At 36.3% G+C, this 21,649-nt stretch carries 15 protein-coding genes; 13 read left to right on the plus strand and 2 right to left on the minus strand.

The window, feature by feature from the left end:
• Position 1 precedes the first annotated feature (1 nt).
• From O1A01_RS05990 to fabG, 5 genes are read left to right on the plus strand one after another with little or no spacing between them, the layout of a single operon-like run.
• Positions 2-1,003: a branched-chain amino acid ABC transporter permease gene (locus O1A01_RS05990; RefSeq protein WP_066420228.1), complete on the plus strand. Its 1,002-nt coding sequence runs from the start codon at positions 2-4 to the stop codon at positions 1,001-1,003.
• 18 nt (positions 1,004-1,021) lie between these two features.
• Positions 1,022-1,198, plus strand: a complete 177-nt coding sequence (locus tag O1A01_RS05995; protein ID WP_157076703.1) for a hypothetical protein — start codon at positions 1,022-1,024, stop codon at positions 1,196-1,198.
• Between the two features lie 56 nt (positions 1,199-1,254).
• Positions 1,255-2,214: a 3-oxoacyl-ACP synthase gene (locus O1A01_RS06000; RefSeq protein WP_066420235.1), complete on the plus strand. Its 960-nt coding sequence runs from the start codon at positions 1,255-1,257 to the stop codon at positions 2,212-2,214.
• Between the two features lie 11 nt (positions 2,215-2,225).
• A complete protein-coding gene (gene phaZ, locus O1A01_RS06005; protein ID WP_066420227.1) occupies positions 2,226-3,134 on the plus strand; it encodes an intracellular short-chain-length polyhydroxyalkanoate depolymerase in 909 nt (302 codons plus the stop codon).
• Positions 3,131-3,871, plus strand: a complete 741-nt coding sequence (gene fabG / locus O1A01_RS06010) for a 3-oxoacyl-ACP reductase FabG (RefSeq protein WP_066420225.1) — start codon at positions 3,131-3,133, stop codon at positions 3,869-3,871. Before phaZ ends, fabG begins: the two co-directional genes overlap by 4 nt.
• 47 nt (positions 3,872-3,918) lie before the next feature.
• On the opposite strand, the gene O1A01_RS06015 is transcribed toward fabG, so the two are convergent.
• Entirely contained in the window at positions 3,919-4,539 is a 621-nt protein-coding gene (locus tag O1A01_RS06015) for a YitT family protein (protein WP_270065782.1), read from the minus strand.
• A 146-nt stretch (positions 4,540-4,685) separates the two neighbouring features.
• Between O1A01_RS06015 and O1A01_RS06020 the strand changes: the two genes are divergently transcribed.
• The 3 genes from O1A01_RS06020 (at position 4,686) to yidC (ending at position 7,349) form a co-directional block, all read left to right on the plus strand.
• Positions 4,686-6,185 (plus strand): acyl-CoA synthetase, encoded by a 1,500-nt coding sequence (locus tag O1A01_RS06020; protein WP_270065783.1) that lies wholly within the window; start codon positions 4,686-4,688, stop codon positions 6,183-6,185.
• 107 nt (positions 6,186-6,292) lie between these two features.
• Positions 6,293-6,553, plus strand: coding sequence for a hypothetical protein (locus O1A01_RS06025; RefSeq protein WP_066420219.1), 261 nt, complete (start codon positions 6,293-6,295; stop codon positions 6,551-6,553).
• A 28-nt stretch (positions 6,554-6,581) separates the two neighbouring features.
• Complete coding sequence (gene yidC / locus O1A01_RS06030) at positions 6,582-7,349, plus strand: membrane protein insertase YidC (protein ID WP_270065784.1); 768 nt, start codon at positions 6,582-6,584, stop codon at positions 7,347-7,349.
• Between the two features lie 37 nt (positions 7,350-7,386).
• Here yidC and O1A01_RS06035 read toward each other — a convergent pair whose 3' ends face one another.
• On the minus strand, positions 7,387-8,529 hold the full coding sequence (locus tag O1A01_RS06035; protein ID WP_270065785.1) for an MFS transporter: 1,143 nt from the start codon (positions 8,527-8,529) through the stop codon (positions 7,387-7,389).
• A 487-nt stretch (positions 8,530-9,016) separates the two neighbouring features.
• Between O1A01_RS06035 and addB the strand changes: the two genes are divergently transcribed.
• The 5 genes from addB to O1A01_RS06060 all read left to right on the plus strand — a co-directional run bounded on the left by addB (position 9,017) and on the right by O1A01_RS06060 (position 21,599).
• Positions 9,017-12,532, plus strand: coding sequence for a helicase-exonuclease AddAB subunit AddB (addB, locus tag O1A01_RS06040; RefSeq protein ID WP_270065786.1), 3,516 nt, complete (start codon positions 9,017-9,019; stop codon positions 12,530-12,532).
• On the plus strand, positions 12,525-16,283 hold the full coding sequence (gene addA, locus O1A01_RS06045; RefSeq protein WP_270065787.1) for a helicase-exonuclease AddAB subunit AddA: 3,759 nt from the start codon (positions 12,525-12,527) through the stop codon (positions 16,281-16,283). The genes addB and addA overlap by 8 nt, the downstream gene beginning before the upstream one ends.
• A gap of 406 nt (positions 16,284-16,689) precedes the next feature.
• On the plus strand, positions 16,690-17,871 hold the full coding sequence (gene sbcD / locus O1A01_RS06050; RefSeq protein ID WP_270065788.1) for an exonuclease SbcCD subunit D C-terminal domain-containing protein: 1,182 nt from the start codon (positions 16,690-16,692) through the stop codon (positions 17,869-17,871).
• Entirely contained in the window at positions 17,868-21,269 is a 3,402-nt protein-coding gene (locus O1A01_RS06055) for an AAA family ATPase (RefSeq protein ID WP_270065789.1), read from the plus strand. The genes sbcD and O1A01_RS06055 overlap by 4 nt, the downstream gene beginning before the upstream one ends.
• Before the next feature lie 18 nt (positions 21,270-21,287).
• Positions 21,288-21,599, plus strand: coding sequence for an HNH nuclease-like protein HlpB (locus O1A01_RS06060; RefSeq protein WP_066420915.1), 312 nt, complete (start codon positions 21,288-21,290; stop codon positions 21,597-21,599).
• Positions 21,600-21,649 lie beyond the last annotated feature (50 nt).

Below are 21,649 nucleotides of genomic sequence, written 5' to 3' on the forward strand. Positions count from 1 at the left end.
AATGATACAAACAATGGATAGAAAAAATATGTTATACGGCTTAATTTTTGTTGCTTTATTATGCATACCTTTCGTCACAGACTCTAGAACTCTATTAATTATGTTTACGCAAATTTTTCTGTTTGGTATTTTTGCGATGAGTTATGACATTTTACTTGGATACACAGGTATCGTTTCATTCGGTCACGCAATGTTTTTCGGTATCGGTGCGTACTCCACAGGAATTTTAATGAAACAAATAGATAGTACCATTCCCGTACTGCTTTTAGCGATTGTGTTAGCGGCAGTTCTATCAGGGCTAGTGAGTTATTTATTAGGAATACTGTCCCTTCGATTAAAAAGTCACTTTTATGCCATGCTAACACTAGCATTTTCAGGACTGTTTTTAGTATTAGCTGAAAAGTGGAGATCTGTTACTTATGGGAATGACGGATTTACTTTCTCTATTCCAGATCCGCTTCGTGACCGAATGACACTGTACTTTATCGCGCTCATAACGATGGCTTTAGTTTTTCTACTACTAAATCGCTTTACCAATTCTCCGCTTGGTAAAGTACTTCAAGCAATAAGAGAAAACGAGCCTAGAGTAGAATCATTAGGATATAACGTATTACATTATAAAGTTATTGCCAGTGTAGTTGCCGGTGTTTTTGCCAGTGTAGCGGGTAGTTTATACGTACTTACCCTTCGGTTCGTTAATACGAGTGTATTAGCAGTTGAGGTCTCTTTAGATGCTTTATTAATGACGATTATCGGTGGTGTCGGTACGTTAGTAGGTGCTATCATCGGTGCCGGTTTAATTGAATTTGCACATCATTGGTTAACAGGACTAGCAAAAGTACATTGGATTTTTGAGAGATGGTTAATTTTCTTCGGTATCCTATACATCCTCGTTGTAATGTTCTTCCCTCAAGGGATTGTCGGTACATTCCGGAATTGGCGGGAAAAGCGTTCGGTTAGAAATAAAAAAGTAATAGAGGAGAAGAAAAACATATCTGGATAAGAAGGAGGCTTAACTATCTTGCATACTTCCACAGAAGTAGCGTCTTTCGTTTTACGATGCTCACGTGTGATGGACACAGCAAATAATCAATATATTTGGCGTATTATGGTTAGCCATGTTCAAAAAGAAGAAGTGGCGTCGTTTAAAACGTTAGAAGAAGCTTATGAATATATGAATTCAATATTGAGCAGGTGATAGAATTGACATCAATTGGTATTGTAAGTACTGGAATTTATATTCCAAAAAAATTCATGACAAGCAGGGAAATTGGAGAGAAAGCTGGAATACCTATAAAAGTAGTCGAAGAAAAAATGGGAATCGTAAAAAAACCAATCCCAGCAGAAGAAGATCATACGTGTAAAATGGGAATATTAGCGGCAGAACAGGCTTTGGAAAAGGCAAACATGGATGCTAAAGAAATAGACTTGATCATTTACATTGGAGAAGAACATAAAGAATATCCATTATGGACAGCTGCTATTTATATGCAACAAGCATTAGGTGCAACAAATGCATACTGTTTTGATATGGCATTACGTTGCGGTACAACGATTATGGGATTAAAAGTTGCCCGGGACATGATGGTTGCGGATGAAAATGTAAAAACAGTATTGCTCGCAGGTGGATATCGAAATGTTGATTACATCGACTACGAAAATCCGAGAACTCGCTTCATGAATAATTTAGCTGCGGGTGGTGGAGCAATTATACTCCAAAAAGGATATTTGGAAAATCAAGTGCTAGCATCCCATATTATGACGGACGGTTCCTTTTCTGAAGATGTAGTAGTAGTTGCAGGTGGAACGAAACATCCAATAACAGAGTCTGCTTTACAGCAAAATTTAAATAAATTAGATGTGTTAGACCCTGAAGGCATGAAAATGAGGCTTGAACAAAAATCGATGCAAAATTTTTTATATTGTATAAGAGAATCGTTAAGAAAAAGTAGTTTAACAGAAAAAGATGTAAACTACTTAGGAATTTTGCATATGAAAAAGTCAGCACATGATTACGTATTAAAAGAATTAGGGTTATCAAATGAACAATCTATTTATTTAAATGAATATGGACATATTGGTCAAATCGATCAAATTCTATCACTTCAACTAGCTGTAGAAAAAGGCAAAGTAAGAGAAGGAGATGTCGTTGTATTAGTTAGTGCTGGAATTGGATATGCTTGGGGAGCGACAACGATTCGTTGGGGAGAATAGGAGGCATTACAATGAATGAAGTAGTAATGAAGTCTGTTAAATTACCTAATGGGGAGACAATTGGGTATCGTGAAAGAGTAGGAAGCGGAAGAACGTTATTATTAGTTCACGGAAACATGACGTCTTCTAAACATTGGGACGTCTTATTAGAAAATATGGAAAGCGATTACCACCTTGTAGCAATAGATATGAGAGGTTTTGGAGAATCTACCTATCATGAAAAAATTTATTCTATTAAGGATCTAGCTGAAGATATAAAGCTATTTGTAGATGAGCTACAACTATCACGATTTACCATTATGGGTTGGTCGTTAGGTGGAGCTGTAAGTATGCAATTTGTTATTAACTATCCTCAATATTGTGAGCAGTTAATACTACTAGCTTCTGCTTCTACTAGAGGTTACCCGTTTTTTGGTACAGGAGAAGATGGCCAAATAGATATCGGGAAACGTTTAACTTCATACGATGAAATAAAGGTAGACCCAGGTCGTACGATTGTTATGCAAACAGCTTATGATACGAAAAATAAAGAATTATTAAAGTTAGTTTGGAATTCCGTCATTTATACAACAAAACAACCGGACGAAAATAAATATGATGAATACTTAGATGATATGATCACACAACGCAATTTAGCTGAAATATATCATGCATTAAATACTTTTAATATTAGTCATCAGCACAACGGTTTAGTTGAAGGAACAGGGGAAGTTTCGAAAATAAACATCCCGACATTAATATTATGGGGAGAAAACGATTTAGTAGTTACGGAAACGATGACGAATGAGTTAGTGGAAGACTTTGGAGATGCTGCAACATTTGTGAAACTTGAAAAATGTGGACATTCTCCATTAATCGATGACTTACCAAAATTAATAAAAGAAGTAACAATGTTTATGACGGAGGAAAAAGTACAATGAGGTTAGAAGGAAAAGTAGCAATTATTACCGGTGCAGCAAACGGATTAGGATTAGAAGCTGCCACTATATTCGGAAGAGAAGGTGCAAAGGTAGCACTTGTTGACTATGATAAAGAATTAGGAGAAAAGAGAGCAAATGAATTGATTGCAAGCGGTTTTGAAGCAGCATATTATCAAGTAAATGTTGCAGAACAAAGCGAGGTACAATCAATGGTTAATAGTGTAAAAGAACGCTGGGGGAAAATCGACATTCTTATTAACAATGCTGGCATAACGAGAGATTCTATGCTCTTAAAAATGGATGCATCTGACTTCCAAAAAGTAATGGATGTGAATGTTAACGGTGTTTTCCATTGTACACAAGCTGTCGTTCCTCATATGATTGAACAAGGAAAAGGAAAAATTATCAATACTTCAAGTGTATCTGGTGTTTACGGTAATGTTGGCCAAACGAACTATGCGGCTTCAAAGGCAGCTGTTGTCGGGATGACGAAAACGTGGGCAAAGGAGTTTGGTAGAAAAGGAATTAATGTGAATGCTGTTGCACCTGGTTTTATCGAAACAAACATGGTAGCAACCGTACCTGATAAGGTAATCCAAAGCTTAATTCAAGTGATTCCACTACAAAGACTTGGTCAACCTTCAGATATTGCAAATGCCTATTTATATTTAGCATCTGACGAATCAGACTACGTAAACGGTACCGTCCTTCATGTTGATGGTGGCATCATGATGTGAAAAAAACCCATTCCATAAAAGGAATGGGTTTTTATGTATGTAGTAACCTAAGCAATTCGTTTCTGTTCTGTTGCTTTCTCTGTTTTATTTGCGAAGTTAATGGTGTTAACTATGTCTAATATTTTTGTGCTAATGAACTGGCTGGAAACAGCGTAAATTAAGATTCGCCAATCTACTACGAATGATGTAAGAAGTAGTAGGGACGTGTTAATACAGAACAATGTTTTATCTGGTGTAATTCTTTTATGCTTTGAAATAATTAGCGCAAGTATATCCATTCCTCCAGAAGAAGCACCTAACCGAAACAGCATGCCAATCCCGATGCCGAAAAGGATAGCCCCAAAAACTAAATCGACGAAAACATACGATATCGTCCCATGAATAAAAGGGGTTATGTACGAAATAGTAAATGACGTAACCGATACACAAAATAATGTCCATAAAGCATTATTCTTTCCAAGCCATTTAAATGCAATAAAAAGTAAACTTGCATTTAGGACCCACAACGTAATTCCGTAAGGTACTTGTAATAAGTAATACAATAATACCCCTACACTAGCAGCCCCGCCGGAAGGAATAAAATGTGGGAACAAAAAGAGAGCCATCGCTAACCCTTGAATCGTTGCCCCAACTCCGAGAAATAAACCTTTTAATAATAGTTGCTTCATTTTTTCACCAAACTTCTGACTGATTGATTACACTATAAGCCTATCGAAAATTACTTAGAAGTCAATACAAATTATAATGTAACTGTATTGTAACCTTCTACCCTTATAGTAAATGTAATTTCTATTAGAGTAGAGGAGAGATCGCTGTGTCGAATGAGTGCTTATGGTTAAAAAAACGATCCCAGTTAACTCCTGAACACATTGCTGTTATTGATGCAAATAGTGGAGAACGATGGACATATAAACAATTATATAGAAGGTCTTTAAGCTACAGTAAGCTTTTGCAAGCGAAAGGTATAAAAAAAGGGGATAGAGTTGCTCTATTATCACAAAACGATATTTGTTATTTAGACTTGTTATTCGCCTGTGCGAATATAGGTGCGATATTTGTTCCACTTAATATACGTTTATCGGTTAACGAACTTAGCTATATTTTAAGTGATAGTGGTGTCTCATGTTTATTTTTTAATAAAATAGAGGTTGATGAACAAATCCTCAAAAACTACCAATGCTTTAATATAGAGGATATAACCTTTACAGATACATTTAGTGTGATGAAAACAGAGCTTTCAAAAAACGATCCACTAGCAATTATCTATACGGGAGGTACAACAGGTAAGCCAAAAGGTGTCGTGTTATCGTTTCAGTCCATTGAGACGAATGCATTAAATACGATAATAAGTTGGGATTTGAGCAGTAAAGACGTTACATTAACTTGCATACCACTGTTCCACACTGGTGGATTAAATGCCTTAACACTTCCACATTTATATATCGGTGGTACAGTTGTCATTATGGAGCAATTTGACGCAGAAAGCGTTATACACGTGTTAAACCAATATAGTTGTACAAATATTTTAATGGTTCCAACGATGTATTATTCGATGATACAACAACCATCCTTCCAAACGAATGAGTTTAAGTCGGTACATACATTTCTATCTGGTGGAGCCCCTTGTCCATTAACGATTTATGAAGAGTTTCAAAAGAAAGGCTTACTGTTTAAACAAGGGTATGGGTTAACAGAAGCTGGTCCTAATAATTTTTTCATAGAGCCACAAGATGTGTATAAAAAAATTGGTTCAGTAGGAAAACCGATGTTTTACAATGATGTTAAAATAATGAATGAAAAAGAACAAGAATTAGGTGTAAATGAAGTTGGCGAACTATGGATTCGAGGAAATCACTTATTTCTCCAATATTGGAATAATGAATTAGAAACGAATAAGGCTAAACATGGAAAATGGTTAAAAACCGGAGATTTGGCGAAGAGAGATGAAGAAGGCTATTATTATATAGTTGGTAGAAAAAAAGAAATGATTATAACTGGTGGGGAAAATGTATATCCAACAGAAGTGGAGCAGAGTATTTTAAAAGTAGACGCAGTAAAAGAAGTCGTCGTGTTCGGCATACCGCATCCGAAATGGGGAGAAGCAGTGGTCGCTTGCGTTACATTACGTGATCGAGTATCAGATGGCGAAATGACAACATTATGTAAACAACTGTTAGCGTCTTATAAAGTACCGAAACAATTTTTTATTTTAGACACAATTCCAGTAACACCAGTTGGGAAAATTGATAAAAAAGCCCTATATAATAAGTATAGTGAGTACTATATAAAAGAGGATATTACGACAAATAGTTAAATTTATCCTCACATTCATAAAGATACATCTAGTTTTTTTGAAAAATTAGGTGTATCTTATTTTATATGATTAAATAAAAAAGAACTTTAATGAAAGGAGTGATACTAATGGAACTATATTTTGATTTACTATTTTTCACACCATATGTAACATCATTATTAGTATGCCTAGTGTCACTCTACTTATATATAGGTAAAAAGGAAGTTCATCTTTATTCACGATTATCCGTAAATACGATAAGCTCTAACACAAATCGAACTATCCATTTTTCAAGAAATAGTTTAAGTATCTTTTTAACTGTATTTAAAAAAATTCCGGTTAAAGAAAAGGACGAAGAAGACAGCGCGATTCCTATTTACATCTTTTAATAGAAAATACATCTAGGAGGAATTCGTGTTGAATAGAAAATACCTTATTTTATTATTGGCAGTTGCTGCCATGATCTTTTTAGCAGGATGCAGTATGACAGAGCCGATTTCATCTGAAAGTACGGGGATTTGGAATCATTATTTCGTCTATCCACTTTCATTTGTATTAGTAACAGTAGCTCATTGGATTGGAGATTACGGCTTATCTATCATTATTGTTACTGTTATGATTCGTCTCATCCTTTTACCACTAATCTTGAAACAACAAAAAAGTATGTTAGCACTACAAGTTATTCAACCAGAAATGATGAAAATTCAAGAAAAATATAAAGATAAGAAAGACCAACAATCGCAACAAAAGATGCAACAAGAAATGATGGGACTTTATCAAGAGCATAAAGTAAACCCGTTAGGTGGATGTTTACCAATCTTTATCCAAATGCCGATTATTTTGGCGTTCTACCATGCAATTGGTCGTACGACGGAAATTGCGGAGCATTCATTCTTATGGTTTAGTTTAGGACAACCTGATCCAATGTTTATACTACCAGTTGTAGCTGCAATTACGACCTATTTACAAACGAAGATCAGTATGACTACTTCAAACCAAGTGCCGCCACCGATGAAGCTAATGATGAATATTATCCCTATTGTCATCTTAATTGCAGGGATTACGTTACCAGCTGCTCTAGCATTGTACTGGGTAATTGGAAACTTATTCGGTATTGCTCAAGGTATTTATTTAAAGAAACGTATGGAAAAATTAAAAATGAACGCAGAAACTGCATCCGTATAAAATGAAAAAAGAAGCTGCAAATAAAGTGCTAGTCACGTTATTTAGCAGCTTCTTTCATTTTCTCTTGTTTCACGCTAGTGATAAAAATAATATTAAGGAACGCCCAAGCTATTAAAAGATACAAAACGTGCTGAAACGAGAGCACATCACTTATAATTGGTCCGAATGCCGTACCAGTTAACAAAATAAATGAATATAACGAAATAGCATTTGCCCGATGTTTTTCCCCTAAATAGCCGATATACGAAATGATGCTCGGGATAATGATGGAAATGCTTGCAACAAAGACAACAGAAAATATAGAAACAATAAGTGGGGATTTCGACAGAGCTATTAAGATTAAAGAAAGGATCATCATTACGAAACCGATAATAATCGATCGTTGCATACCTACATATTTCGTTAATTTACTAACGAAAAGGGCAGCAACTGTACCAATTAATCCGATAGCTTTAACGAATGTCATGGATTCTGCTTCGTAAAAACGGTGTAATGACTCGTAAAAAGATACGAACGACAATAGCAAGGAAAAAACGATAAGATAACAATAAATGAGATTGCGATTGGATAATAATGCTTTATATTGAGAAAAAAGCTGTGAAGACTCTTTTTGTTTCCTCTCAGTGGGCAATAAAAAAATGAGAGCTAATATAAAAAGTAAACTATAAAGAAGGGCAAAAAAGAAAAACGAGGCTTGCCAATGCCAAATGGAACTAACGTAACTACTTATAAGAGGCCCAACTACACCTGAGACTAAAAAGCCCATATTAATGAGCGCGATGATTAAAGTTCTTTTTGTTTCTTTAAAGTGGTCAAAACAATAGGAAAAAGCAACAGGAGCAAAAGAACCGAGAATGAATCCTTGTAATGCTCGAAATAAGTAAAGTGTAAATAGATCGGAAGAAAATGCGACAAGGAGCGTAAAAAGTGCACTACCGAGCATACCGTATGTTAAAACGTTTTTTCGACCGAATTTTTCCGATAAAGCGCCAAACGTTAATAGGCCAAACGCGTAAAAGAAGCTAAAAACACTGCTTCCTAATACCGTTTGAGATACGGAAACATTCCAATCATTAGCGATTAAAGAGTACAGTGGGATAAGTATATAAATATTACAAACAACCGCAATAGCCATTATAACTAACAAATACCCCGAGAACCTGTATCGGTAATCATACAATAAGATACACCTCCTCCCATATAAAATATGTTTGGAATAGGGGAAAAATGTTATGAGTAGAAACAGCATATTTAATTAACTGCAGTCCAGATAATAAAGTAGTTGTTATAAGCATGCCCGTTTCACTTCGCTACGGACACTTGCTTTCCGCGGGGAGAAACGGGAGCCTCCTCGGGCTAAAGCCCTGTGGGGTCTCCCGATTTCTCTTCTCCCGCAGGAGTCAAGTGTCCTCCGCTACGTTCCACTCACGGTGTTAAACTTTATTACTACATTTATTAAAGCTAATTTATCTGGTCAAAAATCAATTTTCTTTTCAGTACAGTACAGTACCATTATTTACTGCAACCAGGAATGGAAATGTAGTCCCATTGTTTAGTAAAATAGAAGATGGAGAAAATAATAGAATCTTGTATCAGTTTGAAAATGTAACGTAAAGTAAAACAACTGTCATTTATAAAAAGAAGAAGAAAGTTACGGGGGTGGAGGCATGTCTGTACGTTTTGTCCTTGGTAGAACAGGAAGCGGAAAAACAGCTTGGTCATTAAATGAAATAATGAACGAACTAAAACAACAACCAGTTGGAAACCCAATTATATATTTAGTGCCAGAGCAAATGACATTCCAATCTGAATATAAATTGGTCCAAAATAAAGAACTTCAAGGGATGGTAAGAGCGCAAGTATTTAGCTTTACACGTTTAGCGTGGAGAGTGCTTCAAGAAGTTGGGGGAATAAGTAGATTCCATATCGACCAAACTGGACTACACATGATCTTGAGAAAAATAGTAGAAGAACATAAAAAACAGTTTCAAGTGTTTGGTCGCTCTGCGGAACAATTTGGCTTTATTGAGCAAATGGAAACAATGTTAACGGAATTAAAAAGATATTGCATTACACCAGAAACGTTAAACGAGAAAATTGGTCGAATCGAACATGATGATCATATTTCTGACCATGAAAAAATGTTGTCTAAAAAACTAACCGATATTTTAGTTGTTTATCGTCAACTAGAAAGTTTACTAGAAGGCAAGTATGTAGACGGAGAAGATTATTTAACATTACTCGCTGAAAAAATAAAAGACTCCAACTACTTACAACAGGCACACATTTATATCGATGGATTCCATAGCTTTACACCGCAAGAATATACGGTTATTTCGGAACTAATGCGAACATGCACAAGCGTAACAATAGCTTTAACGCTAGATAAGCCGTATAACGAAGAGGCCCCATACGATTTACATTTATTCCGTATGCCAGGTGTCACCTATCAAAAGCTTCGTCAGCTTGCAACAGAAGTAGGATGTGAAATAGAAGAGCCATTTATGAAAGAAAAAGGTTACCGATTTACTCAGTCTCCTTCCCTACAACATTTAGATCGGTTTTTTGATGTGCGACCAACTGTAACGTATGATGGGGAGCTTCAACTATCTATTTTACAAGCAGTTAATAGGCGAGCAGAAATAGAGGGAATTGGACGAGAAATTGTATCGTTAGTCCGGGATAAAGGTTATCGTTACCGTGATATAGCAATTATTGTTCGGAATAGTGCGGACTATGTTGATTTAATTTCGACGATATTTAAAGATTATGAAATACCGCACTTTATTGATGAAAAACGAACGATGCTTCATCATCCATTAATTGAATTGCTACGCTCAACGTTTGAGACAATGACAAATAATTGGCGTTACGAATCTGTTTTTCGTTGTGTAAAAACTGACTTGTTGTTCGATAAACAACATTTTATTTTAGAAATGAGAGAAAAAACAGATCGATTAGAAAACTATGTTTTATCTTACGGAATACAAGGGACAAAGTGGACAAATGAGAAGCCGTGGAAATATATGCGTTACGCCAATATAGATGCTGAAGGACCATACGTACAAACGGATGAAGAGCTCCAATACGAAAAAGAAATAAACGAATTACGTCAACTAATCGTAAACCCGATTTTAACTCTTCAAAAGCGATTAAAGAGGGGAAAAACAGTTGAAGCATATTGTCACGCTGTTTACCAATTTATTGATGAGTTGCAAATAGCCCAGAAGTTAGAAAATAGAATGAAACTTGCAGAAGAAAGTGGCAACTTAAAACAAGCAAAAGAACATGAACAAGTGTGGAAAGCAGTTATTCATTTACTTGATCAAATGGTGGAGTTAATTGGAGAGCAATCGATTTCTTTATCACTATTTTCAAAAATGATGGAAAGTGGTTTAGAAGGCATGCGTTTTAGTCTTGTTCCTCCTGCAATCGATCAAGTTATTGTTGCAAACTTTGATTTGTCACGTTTAACCGAAATTAAGCATACGTTTGTTATTGGCGTGAACGAAGGAGTTATCCCTGCTAAAGTGAAAGAAGAAGGGTTCATGACGGAAGAAGAACGGGAGCTGCTAACTTCCTATGGGGTAGAACTTGCACCAGGAAGTTTAGAGAAATTGCTAGACGATCACTTCCTCGCATACATTGCGTTTTTAAGTGCGAGTGAGCATTTATATATAAGTTACCCGCTAGCGGATGAAGAAGGGAAATCATTACTTGCTTCGAGCTATATAAAAAGAATAAAAGAAATGTTTCCTACTATTAAGGAAAAGGTTCTATTTAATGAACCGACGGAATTACCACTAGAAGAACAACTATCATTTGTGCACACTCCAAGGACGACCATTTCTCATCTTGCTGTTCAATTACAAGCATGGAAAAAGCATTACGGTATTAAAGATATTTGGTGGGATGTGTACAATTATTTAGTCGAACATGACCAATATAAAACAAAAACGGAGCGGGTGCTAAATAGTTTATTTTACCGAAATGAAGCTAGTAAATTAAAAGAAAACATTAGTAGAGAACTATATGGAGAACATGTACAAGCAAGCGTTTCTCGAATGGAAATGTTTAATGCGTGTCCTTTTTCTCATTTTGCTTCACACGGTTTAAAACTTCGAGAAAGAAAGTTATACAGGTTAGAAGCTCCGGATATTGGGGAGCTGTTTCACTCCGCGTTAAAACATATATCCGAACATTTACGTAAAGAGGGCCGTGATTGGAAGTCGTTAACAAATACTGAATGTGAGATTCTTGCTGAAAAGGCAGTTCAATATTTAGCGCCAAAGCTACAATCTGAAATATTATTAAGTTCAAATCGATATCATTACATTAAAAGAAAGCTACAAGCAATTATTTCACGTGCTTCCTTCGTTTTAAGTGAGCATGCGAAAGCAAGTAAATTTACACCAATTGGACTAGAACTTGGCTTTGGACAAAAGGCAGAGCTTCCACCAATCACATTTACATTACCTAACGGATGCACGATGGAATTAGTCGGTCGTATCGATCGAGTGGATAAAGCGGAAAGTTCTAACGGTGTGTTACTTAGAATTGTTGATTATAAATCTAGTGATAAAACGTTAGATTTAACAGAAGTATATTACGGACTAGCCTTACAAATGTTAACGTATTTAGATATTGTTATAACCCATTCAAAATCGTGGATTGGCTATGAAGCGAGCCCGGCTGGTGTTCTATATTTCCACGTGCATAACCCGATGATTAAAACGAAAGGGATGCAAGATATAGAAGCGATCGAAGAAGAGATTTTTAAAAGCTTTAAAATGAAAGGTCTACTTCTTGGTGACCAAGAGACGATTCAGCTTATGGACGAAGGCTTAGAAGAAGGTCATGGCCATTCGAAAATTATTTCTGCGGGCTTAACGAAAAAAGGTGGTTTTCATTCGTACTCTTCTATCGCTAGCGACGAACAGTTTGATCAATTGCGTGGACATGTTCGTGCCGTGTTTGAAGAAGTAGGTTTATCGATAACGAACGGTGAGACAAGTATTAATCCTTATAAGTTGAAAAATAAAACACCATGTACGTATTGTTCTTTTAAATCGGTCTGTCATTGGGATACATCGCTTGAAGAAAATGAATATAGACCACTTGAGCCACTTGCAAAAGAAGACTTATTTACGCAATTAAAGAAACCGAAAGGAGGAGATGAGTAGAATGATGGAGCTATATCCGAAACCAGAAGGAAGTAAATGGACAGATGATCAATGGAAAGCGGTTGTTTCTAGTGGTAGGGATATACTAGTTGCAGCTGCTGCAGGTTCAGGTAAAACAGCTGTCCTAGTAGAAAGAATGATTCATAAAATTGTTAACGAGCATGTGGACGTCGACCGTTTATTAGTTGTTACTTTTACGAACGCATCTGCAGCAGAAATGAGACATCGAATTGGAGAAGCGTTAGAAAAAACGTTAGAAGCGAAACCTGCTTCCCTTCACTTACGCCGGCAGCTTAGCTTATTAAATAGAGCTTCCATCTCGACCATTCACTCTTTCTGTTTAGAGGTTATACGGAAGTATTACTATTTAATTGATATTGATCCGAGTTTCCGAATCGCTGATACGACGGAAACGCAATTGATGCAAGAGGAAGTACTAGAGACGTTATTTGAAGAAGAATATGGTAAAGAGGGGAATGAACCGTTTTTCGATTTAGTAGACCGTTTTACGAATGATCGCAATGACGTTGCCCTTCAAAAGCTCATTTTAGATCTTTATGATTTCTCAAGAGCTAATCCTTCTCCAACAGACTGGTTAGATGCTATGGTGAGGTTATATGAGACAGCAAACACACAATCGTTAGATGAATTACCGTTTATTCAACTGTTAAAAGAGGACACAATACTGCAACTAGAAGGAGCAAAAGCTCTATTAGAAAAAGCTTTAGACGTTTGCCGAGAGCCAGGGGGACCTGCACCACGAGCGGTTAATATTGAAGAAGATTTAGAAATGGTAATGCAATTTAGCGGTGCACTTCACCATTCATGGGAAGAGGCATACAGTATAGCCCCAACGATTGCGTTCGGAAGAGCAAAGTCGTGTCGAGGGGATGAGTATGATCCAGACTTACTAGAAAAATGGACAAAGCTTCGAGATAAGGCAAAAAAGGCAATAAATAAAATAACAGAAGAACTTTTCTCTAGAAATCCAAGTGCTTACTTAAAAGACTTACAAGAATTAGCACCAGTAATGAAAACATTAGTTTATGTAATTAACCGATACGGTGAACTGTTCAGCGAAATGAAGCAAGAAAAAGGGTTAGTAGACTTTTCTGACTTAGAGCATTTATGTTTAGATGTTTTAGGTCAACGAGATGAAAGTGGACAACTTCAACGAACAGAAGCTGCTTGGAGATATCAATCTTATTTTAAAGAAGTTTTAGTAGATGAATACCAAGATACGAATATGGTACAAGAAGCGATTTTAAAATTAGTAACAAAAGATGATGAAGAAACAGGTAATATGTTTATGGTTGGAGATGTAAAGCAATCGATTTATCGATTCCGATTAGCAGAACCGTTTCTTTTCTTAAGTAAATATAAACGCTTTACGGTAGAAGGAAAAAGTACTGGGCAAAAAATAGACTTAAATCGAAACTTCCGTTCACGAAAAGAAGTTTTACACGCTACTAACTTTGTGTTTAAACAAATTATGGGTGAAAAAGTTGGAGAAATCGTCTATGACGAAGATGCTGAATTAAAATGGGGCGCAAAAGATTATGAAGAGCATGACAACACGGAAACGGAGCTCCTTTTAATTAATCGCTCGACAGATGAGGAAGAAAATGAAGAAGACGGAACAGATGAAGTGAGTACTACTTTTAATAAAGCGGAACTAGAAACAGCTCAAGCTGAAGCAAAGTTAATCGCAAAAAAAATAAAAGAGCTAGTTCAATCTGGATATCCGATTTATGACAGAGATGCGAAAAGAATGCGTCCAATTAAATTTCGTGACTGTGTTATTCTACTTCGTTCCATGCCGTGGGCACCACAATTTCTAGAAGAGTTTAAGCAAGAAGGAATTCCGCTGTATGCGAATTTAAGTACAGGTTATTTTGAAGCAACAGAAGTGGCCATTATGTTATCACTATTAAAGGTGATTGATAATCCATACCAAGATATCCCGTTAGCATCTGTGTTACGATCGCCAATTGTAGGACTTGATTCCAACGATTTAGCGGTCATTCGAATCCAGCAAAAGCGTGGTACTTATTTCGAAGCGTTAATGAAATTCCATCGTGAATCCGCTGCAACTGCAGAAGAGGAAGCGTTGAAAGAAAGAGTAGCACATTTTTTAGCGCAGTTACAAATCTGGAGAACAGCTGCTAGAGAAGGTGGCTTATCAGAATTAATTTGGCAAGTGTATAAAGATACGAACTTTTACGATTTTGTCGGAGGAATGCCTGGTGGAAAACAACGTCAAGCAAACTTGCGTGCATTATACGATCGTTCCAGACAATATGAATCTACTTCGTTCAGAGGGCTCTTCCGCTTTTTACGTTTTATTGAAAGGATGCAAGATAGAGGAGAAGATTTAGGTGCGGCACGTGCATTAGGTGAACAAGAAGATGTTGTACGTTTAATGACCATCCATTCTAGTAAAGGACTGGAGTTCCCAATTGTTTTCGTTGCTGGGCTTTCAAAGCAATTTAATATGATGGACTTAAATAGCGGTTACTTATTAGATAAAGAGTTTGGACTAGCTTCACGCTACGTAAATCCAAAACTTCGTATTACGTATCCGACCATTTTACAATTAGCGATGAAACGAAAAGGTAGAGCACAGCTATTAGCAGAAGAAATGCGTGTATTATACGTAGCGCTAACACGTGCTAAAGAAAAACTTTACTTAGTAGGAACATTAAAGGATTTAGATAAATCGTTAGACTCTTGGAACGAACATGCTAATACTCCATCTTGGTTACTTCCAGATTTCGCGAGAGCTCAAGCAAAATCTTATATGGATTGGGTTGGACCCGCGTTTATCCGACATAAAGATGCAGAAAGCTTGCGAACGGATTCATCAAAAATTCCAGCCGACATTTTAGAGCATCCTGCAAAATGGAAAGTAACAATTATGTCGATTCAAGAGCTTCTAAAAGAGATAGAGGAAGAAAAGCAAGAAGAACAAGCATTAACGCAACTAGTGATGGAAGGTAGTCCAGTTCCGATCGAAAGTGATGAAAAGGAAAAAGTAAAAGAGCATTTGCAATGGGAATATCCTTTTCTACAAGCAAGTCAAGTGCGCTCAAAGCAATCTGTATCGGAGTTAAAGAGATTAAAAGAACCGGAAGATCCGTATGCAGACCAAGCGCTGAGCCCAACGAAAATGCGTTTCTTTTTAGACCGACCAAAGTTTATGCAAAGTAAAAAGTTAACGCCAGCTGAAATTGGTACTGCTGTCCATGCCGTCATGCAGCATGTGAAAGTTACAGAAGGAACAGAAACGGAAATACAAAATCAAATTTTAGCAATGGTCCAAAATGAATTAATTACGAAAGAACAAGCAGAAGTAGTAGACGTATCATCCATACTTGCATTTTTTAAAACGGAAATTGGGCAACGTCTGCAAAATGCAACGACTATTTATAAAGAAGTTCCATTTAGTTTCGCATTACAAGCAGATGAGTTATATAAAGAAAATAAGTTAAGCGGAGAAACTGTCCTTATGCAAGGGGTTGTTGACTGCCTATTCGAAGACGACCGCGGTATCGTTTTACTTGACTATAAAACAGATACGATAACTGGGCGTTTTACTGAAAAAGATGATATTGAAACAACATTAATAAAACGATATGAACAACAACTTTCCTATTACAAACAAGCAGTAGAAAACATTTGGAAAAAAGAAATCTCCGAAGTATACTTATACTTCTTCGACGGAAATCGATTAATAAAAGTAGAACAATAACATCACAGAAAGAGGTTGTCCAACATGGAAAATACAAACCATGACAACCTCTTTCTTAATGAGTATGTTAGTACATGTTTTAAAACTAATCTATTTTGGTAGACCCTATGCAAGTGAAGTTGTACACCAAGGCGCTTGAAAATAGGATCTGGTTTATAACCAAATTTACCTTTCTAGATTTAGAGCCGAGAGTGGAACGGAGCGGAAGGTGCGAGACTCCAGCGGGAGTAGCGTGAGCCTTGAGACCCCGCACGAGCGTAGCGAGGAGGAGGCTCGTTACGCCTAAGGATAAGCGAGCACCTGCAGCGAAGTGAAACGAACTAACTTATAACCTCAACTCTATTTTCAAGGAAGGTTTTAAAAAATAAAACATTTAAATCAACTACAAGAAAGTAGGGATCACATAATGCGCATTTTGCATACAGCAGATTGGCATTTAGGGAAAACATTAGAAGGGAGAAGCCGCTTAGAAGAACAAGCCCAAGTTTTATCCGAAATGGCAAAAATAGTAGAAGAAGAAAAAATTGATGTAGTATTAATGGCCGGAGACGTATACGACACCGTAAACCCACCTGCCCAAGCAGAAGTACTCTTCTACGAATCATTACAGCAAATGTCTAACAACGGAAAACGACCAATAGCTGTTATAGCAGGAAACCATGATAATCCTGACAGACTCATCGCCTCAAGCCCATTAGCTACAAGCCAAAACATTTCACTGTTAGGTTATCCGACAAAAACAACTCAATCCATTTATGTACCATCAGCAGATGAAACGTTGCGGCTAGCTTCCTTGCCGTACCCTTCTGAATCACGCTTAAATGAAGTGCTAGGAGACGAATTTGAAGAAAAAGCAATACGTAACCATTATGACGAAAGAATACGTCAACTATTTGCTCAAATGGGTGAAGAGTTCACGCCAGACACAGTGAACATTGCTATGAGTCACATTTTCGTTGCAGGAGGTAGCTCTACAGATTCAGAGCGACCAATTGAAGTTGGGGGAGCATTTACAGTTGCAGCTGAAAGCTTACCAGAAAAAGCTCAGTATGTTGCATTAGGACATTTACATCGACCGCAATTTGTAAAAAGAGCGAAGACAGCTGCTAGATATTCAGGGTCACCACTTGCTTATAGCTTTTCAGAAGCTAGTTACACGAAGAGCGTTACAATTGTCGATGTGAAACCTTCTGAAGAAGCGAAAGTAGAGGAAATCTACTTATCTAGCGGAAAACCGCTTGTAACATGGAAAGCAAAAAATGGTGTACAAGAAGTTTATCAATGGCTTGATGAGAAAAAAGATTATAATGCTTGGATTGATTTAGAGCTTCATGTTACGAACGCTCTTTCCATGGATGAAATTCATAGACTTCGGAAACAACACGAAGGTATTATTCATATCCGCCCAATATTTCCGGAAATGGAAAAGGAAATAATCGAGAAGAAAAAAGAGAGTTTGACGATGGAACAACATTTCCGAAATTTTTATGAAAAGCAAACAGGTGGAGCGAAACCAGAAGACGAATTAGTTCATCTGTTTTTAACCCTACTAAATGAAGAAGAAACGAAAGAGGTGGTGGAACAATGAAACCTCTACAACTAACCATTGCTGGACTCCATAGTTTTAGAGAAAAGCAAACTATTGATTTTGAAGCTTTATGTGAAGGTGGAGTATTCGGTATTTTTGGTCCAACCGGTAGCGGAAAATCCTCTATATTGGATGCAATGACGTTAGCACTTTATGGAAAAGTAGAACGTGCATCAAACAATACTCAAGGGATTATGAACCATGCGGAAAATGTTTTAGAAGTTTCTTTTTTATTTGAGCTTGAAAATGGATCTGGTGCAAAACGATATAAAGTGGAACGGACTTTCAAACGTACAGATGAAGTTCGGGTCAAATCTGGTATTTCTAGATTAGTAGAATACAATGGGACAGAACAAGTAGTACTTGCTGATAAAGCGAGTGATGTAAACCAGTTAGTACTTTCTATTTTAGGATTAACGATAGATGATTTTACGAGAGCAGTTGTATTACCTCAAGGAAAATTTGCTGAATTTTTATCATTAAAAGGTGCAGATCGAAGACAAATGCTGCAACGGTTATTTCACTTAGAAAAGTATGGGGATGAATTAAATAGAAAAATAAAAGATGAACTACAGGACAAAACAATTACACTAGGTGAAATTACCGCCGAACAACAAGGGTTAGGTGAAGCATCAAAAGAAGCGGTATTAGAGGCAGAAAAAGCGTATAAAGAAATTGCTGTTACAGTTGAAAAGGCCGAGCAACAATTATCGCAACTAGAACAAAATTTTGAAGAACAAAAGAGAAAGTGGGCTTGGCAACAAGAAAAAGAGAAACTGGCCGGAAAAATAAGAGTATTAAAAGAGCAAGAAGCGGAAATTTCTTACTTGGAATCTAACGTAAAAAAGGCCGAGGAAGCAAAATTTTTACAGCCTATTTTAGAAGATTTAAAACAAGTAAAGGATAATCTACGTCAGTGGGAAAAAGAGCGAGACAATGTGCATAAACAGTTACAAATTGTCAAAAAAGAACTAGATGATTCTTCTGGCATGTACGAAAAAATACGAGAAGATAAAAGTATACTACATCCACAACTACTTGCTAAAAAAGAACAATTAGTACGAGCTACTCAATTAGAACAAAGAGTAGAAGAATGGGCTAAAATACTCGATGAAATGACAACGGATATAGAGCGTAAAGAAAAGGTTTTAATTCAACAACAAAACGATATTAACAAACTAACCGACACATACAATCGTGCAGTTGTGAAACAAAAACAATTAAAAGAAGAACAGCAAAAAGTTTCAATACCGATGGAAAAAGTAGAAGAAGTGGAAATGGCTTATGAGCAAAAGCAGCTTATTCTTCAAAAAGAAAACTCATGGAAAGAAGCTCAAACGGACGAACAAGAAATATATAATAAGCTTCAATCTATTCAGTTGAAAAATAAAAATTCAGAAAAACAAGTGGATGGCTTAAAAGATAAGTTAGTCCAACTTTTTCGTAAAGTGGAAAAGTATTATCATAGTAGCTCTAGTATAGAAATTTATTTAGATTGGCTACAAGATGAAACAAATAGACGTTATAAAATAGGGAAGCAAAAAGTTGAAAAAGAAAATCTAAAAAGACTTGCCCATGACATTTCGCGAGAGTTAAAAGCAGGAGAACCGTGTTTAGTTTGTGGATCTACAACTCATGAAGGTGGCATTGTTCATTTGCATGAGGAACAAGTCGAAAATGAAGATGTCGCTAATTTAGAAGCAATGTTAACCAAAATTCAAAAAGAAAAACAGTTAAATGCTACGATAAAAGTTAAGTATGAGCAACTAGCGTATGAACTACATGACGTATTGAAAGAGGTAGAAGTAGAGTCGACTTCGTTCCCCCAGATGGAAATTGATCATAAAGAGCCAGTAAGTAATGAAGAATTACACACTATTTTTCAAAATCAAATTATTCAACATAAAGGGCTAAGACAAGACTTTATCCAATTACAACAATTAAAAGAGGATTATATAAGCAATTGGAGAAGTACGATTACTCAACAAGAAAAATATGTTGATGCTATTAAAATGTATGAAGAGCAGTGGGGTAAATGGAGTAAACGACTTCAAGTATTAAAAGAAGAAATTGAAACTGCAACAACTGAGTGGAACAAGAAGTTTTCTACTTATGGATTTGAACAAATCGAAAAAATCTTTTCTGATATTCGAAATAAACAAAAACAAGCTCAGGAGTTTAATAATCGAATTGAAAAAAGTATAGAATTTATTGATCAAAAAGAAAAAGAGCTTCAACTTATGAAAGAGGTATACGTACAAGCTGAAAAAGAGATGTTACAGGCTGATTCTACAAAGAAAGAAAAGCATTCTCAAAAAGAACAACTAGAAAAAGAGTTGTTTGAAATAGTTGGAATGGAGTCAGCTTCCACTTTAATGAATAAAAACGAAAGACAAATAAACGAATTGTTACAAAAAGAAGAAGAAAGTTATACTCGTTGGCAAAAGTCGCAAGTACAATTCCATGAAATGAACAATAAAGAGAAGCAAGCGGAGCAAATGATTGTCGAGACCTCTAGTAGACTTCAAACTTTAGAGACGAAATGGAACGAGCAATTGGAACAATCCATATTTACAAAAGCTGACGAAGTAGAAGCATCCATCCCATTTATAACGAAAAAAGATGCATGGAAACAAAAAGTAGATGAATATTGGGATAATCGTAAAATTTTAGAGAAACAATTAAAAGAGCTTGTTGAATTAATTGGTGAAACCGAATTACGTGAAGAAGAGTGGATCAGTTTAAATGAAAGGTTAGCAGAGCAGAAGAAAGAAGTCCGAGCGCAGATGGAAGCGAAAAGTGCTGCCTACCATTCATTAGCATCATTACAAGAGAGACATCAACGATACGAAGAACTTGAAAAAACAAAAGCGATCATTACAGCAGAGAAAGACAAGCTACAAAAATTACAGTCTGTTTTTAAAGGAAATAGCTTTGTTGAATATTTAGCAGAAGAGCAACTGATGCAAATTAGTGTGGCTGCATCAGAACGTTTAGGAGCATTAACACATCAACGTTATGCATTAGAATTAGATTCTCAAGGTGGATTTGTAATTCGTGATGATGCGAATGGTGGAGTAAGAAGACCTGTTTCAACTCTTTCGGGTGGGGAAACGTTTTTAACTTCTTTAGCACTAGCTCTATCATTATCTGCACAAATTCAGCTTCGAGGCGAATATCCGTTGCAATTTTTCTTTTTAGACGAAGGGTTTGGCACACTAGATGCGGAACTGTTAGGCGGAGTAGTAACCTCGTTGGAAAAACTACAATCCGATCATTTAGCGGTTGGAGTTATAAGTCATGTTGCCGAGTTACGAGCAAGATTACCAAGAAGATTAGTCGTTACCCGTGCAGAACCATCCGGAAAAGGATCAACGGTGAAATTAGAGACTTTATAATGAAGGTGGCTTTACAGTATGGCAAGGAAGAAAAAGGAAGTAGGAGTATGCGAGTTATGTGAAAGAGAAAAGGTAGAAATAACCGTACATCATTTAACACCGAAAGAAATGGGCGGGACGTTCATGCCAAATGCTACTCTTTGTATTCCTTGTCATAAACAAATTCATGCGTTATATACAAATGAACATTTAGCTACAGAGTTAAATACGATTAGTCAATTAAAAAAAGAACGAAAAATGGCTGCCTTTATAAACTGGATACGAAAGCAGCCAGCTACAAGAATACCGGTTATAAAAAAATCAAATGAAAGAAAAAAACGTAAAAAATAAAGCGTGAGGCTACAATATGCCACATGCTTTATTTTTTGTGCCAAATTAAT

It is taken from the genome of Sutcliffiella sp. NC1 (assembly GCF_027594365.1).
Classification (GTDB): Bacteria; Bacillota; Bacilli; order Bacillales; family Bacillaceae_I; genus Sutcliffiella; species Sutcliffiella cohnii.

Coding starts and splice junctions, on each gene's coding strand:
- phaZ (WP_066420227.1), top strand. CDS start 2,226: ATGAATGAAGTAGTAATGAAGTCTGTTAAATTACCTAATGGGGAGACA.
- O1A01_RS06015 (WP_270065782.1), bottom strand. CDS start 4,539: ATGAAGCAACTATTATTAAAAGGTTTATTTCTCGGAGTTGGGGCAACG.
- O1A01_RS06025 (WP_066420219.1), top strand. CDS start 6,293: ATGGAACTATATTTTGATTTACTATTTTTCACACCATATGTAACATCA.
- addA (WP_270065787.1), top strand. CDS start 12,525: ATGAGTAGAATGATGGAGCTATATCCGAAACCAGAAGGAAGTAAATGG.
- O1A01_RS06060 (WP_066420915.1), top strand. CDS start 21,288: ATGGCAAGGAAGAAAAAGGAAGTAGGAGTATGCGAGTTATGTGAAAGA.
- sbcD (WP_270065788.1), top strand. CDS start 16,690: ATGCGCATTTTGCATACAGCAGATTGGCATTTAGGGAAAACATTAGAA.
- O1A01_RS06000 (WP_066420235.1), top strand. CDS start 1,255: ATGACAAGCAGGGAAATTGGAGAGAAAGCTGGAATACCTATAAAAGTA.
- O1A01_RS06055 (WP_270065789.1), top strand. CDS start 17,868: ATGAAACCTCTACAACTAACCATTGCTGGACTCCATAGTTTTAGAGAA.
- fabG (WP_066420225.1), top strand. CDS start 3,131: ATGAGGTTAGAAGGAAAAGTAGCAATTATTACCGGTGCAGCAAACGGA.
- addB (WP_270065786.1), top strand. CDS start 9,017: ATGTCTGTACGTTTTGTCCTTGGTAGAACAGGAAGCGGAAAAACAGCT.
- O1A01_RS05990 (WP_066420228.1), top strand. CDS start 2: ATGATACAAACAATGGATAGAAAAAATATGTTATACGGCTTAATTTTT.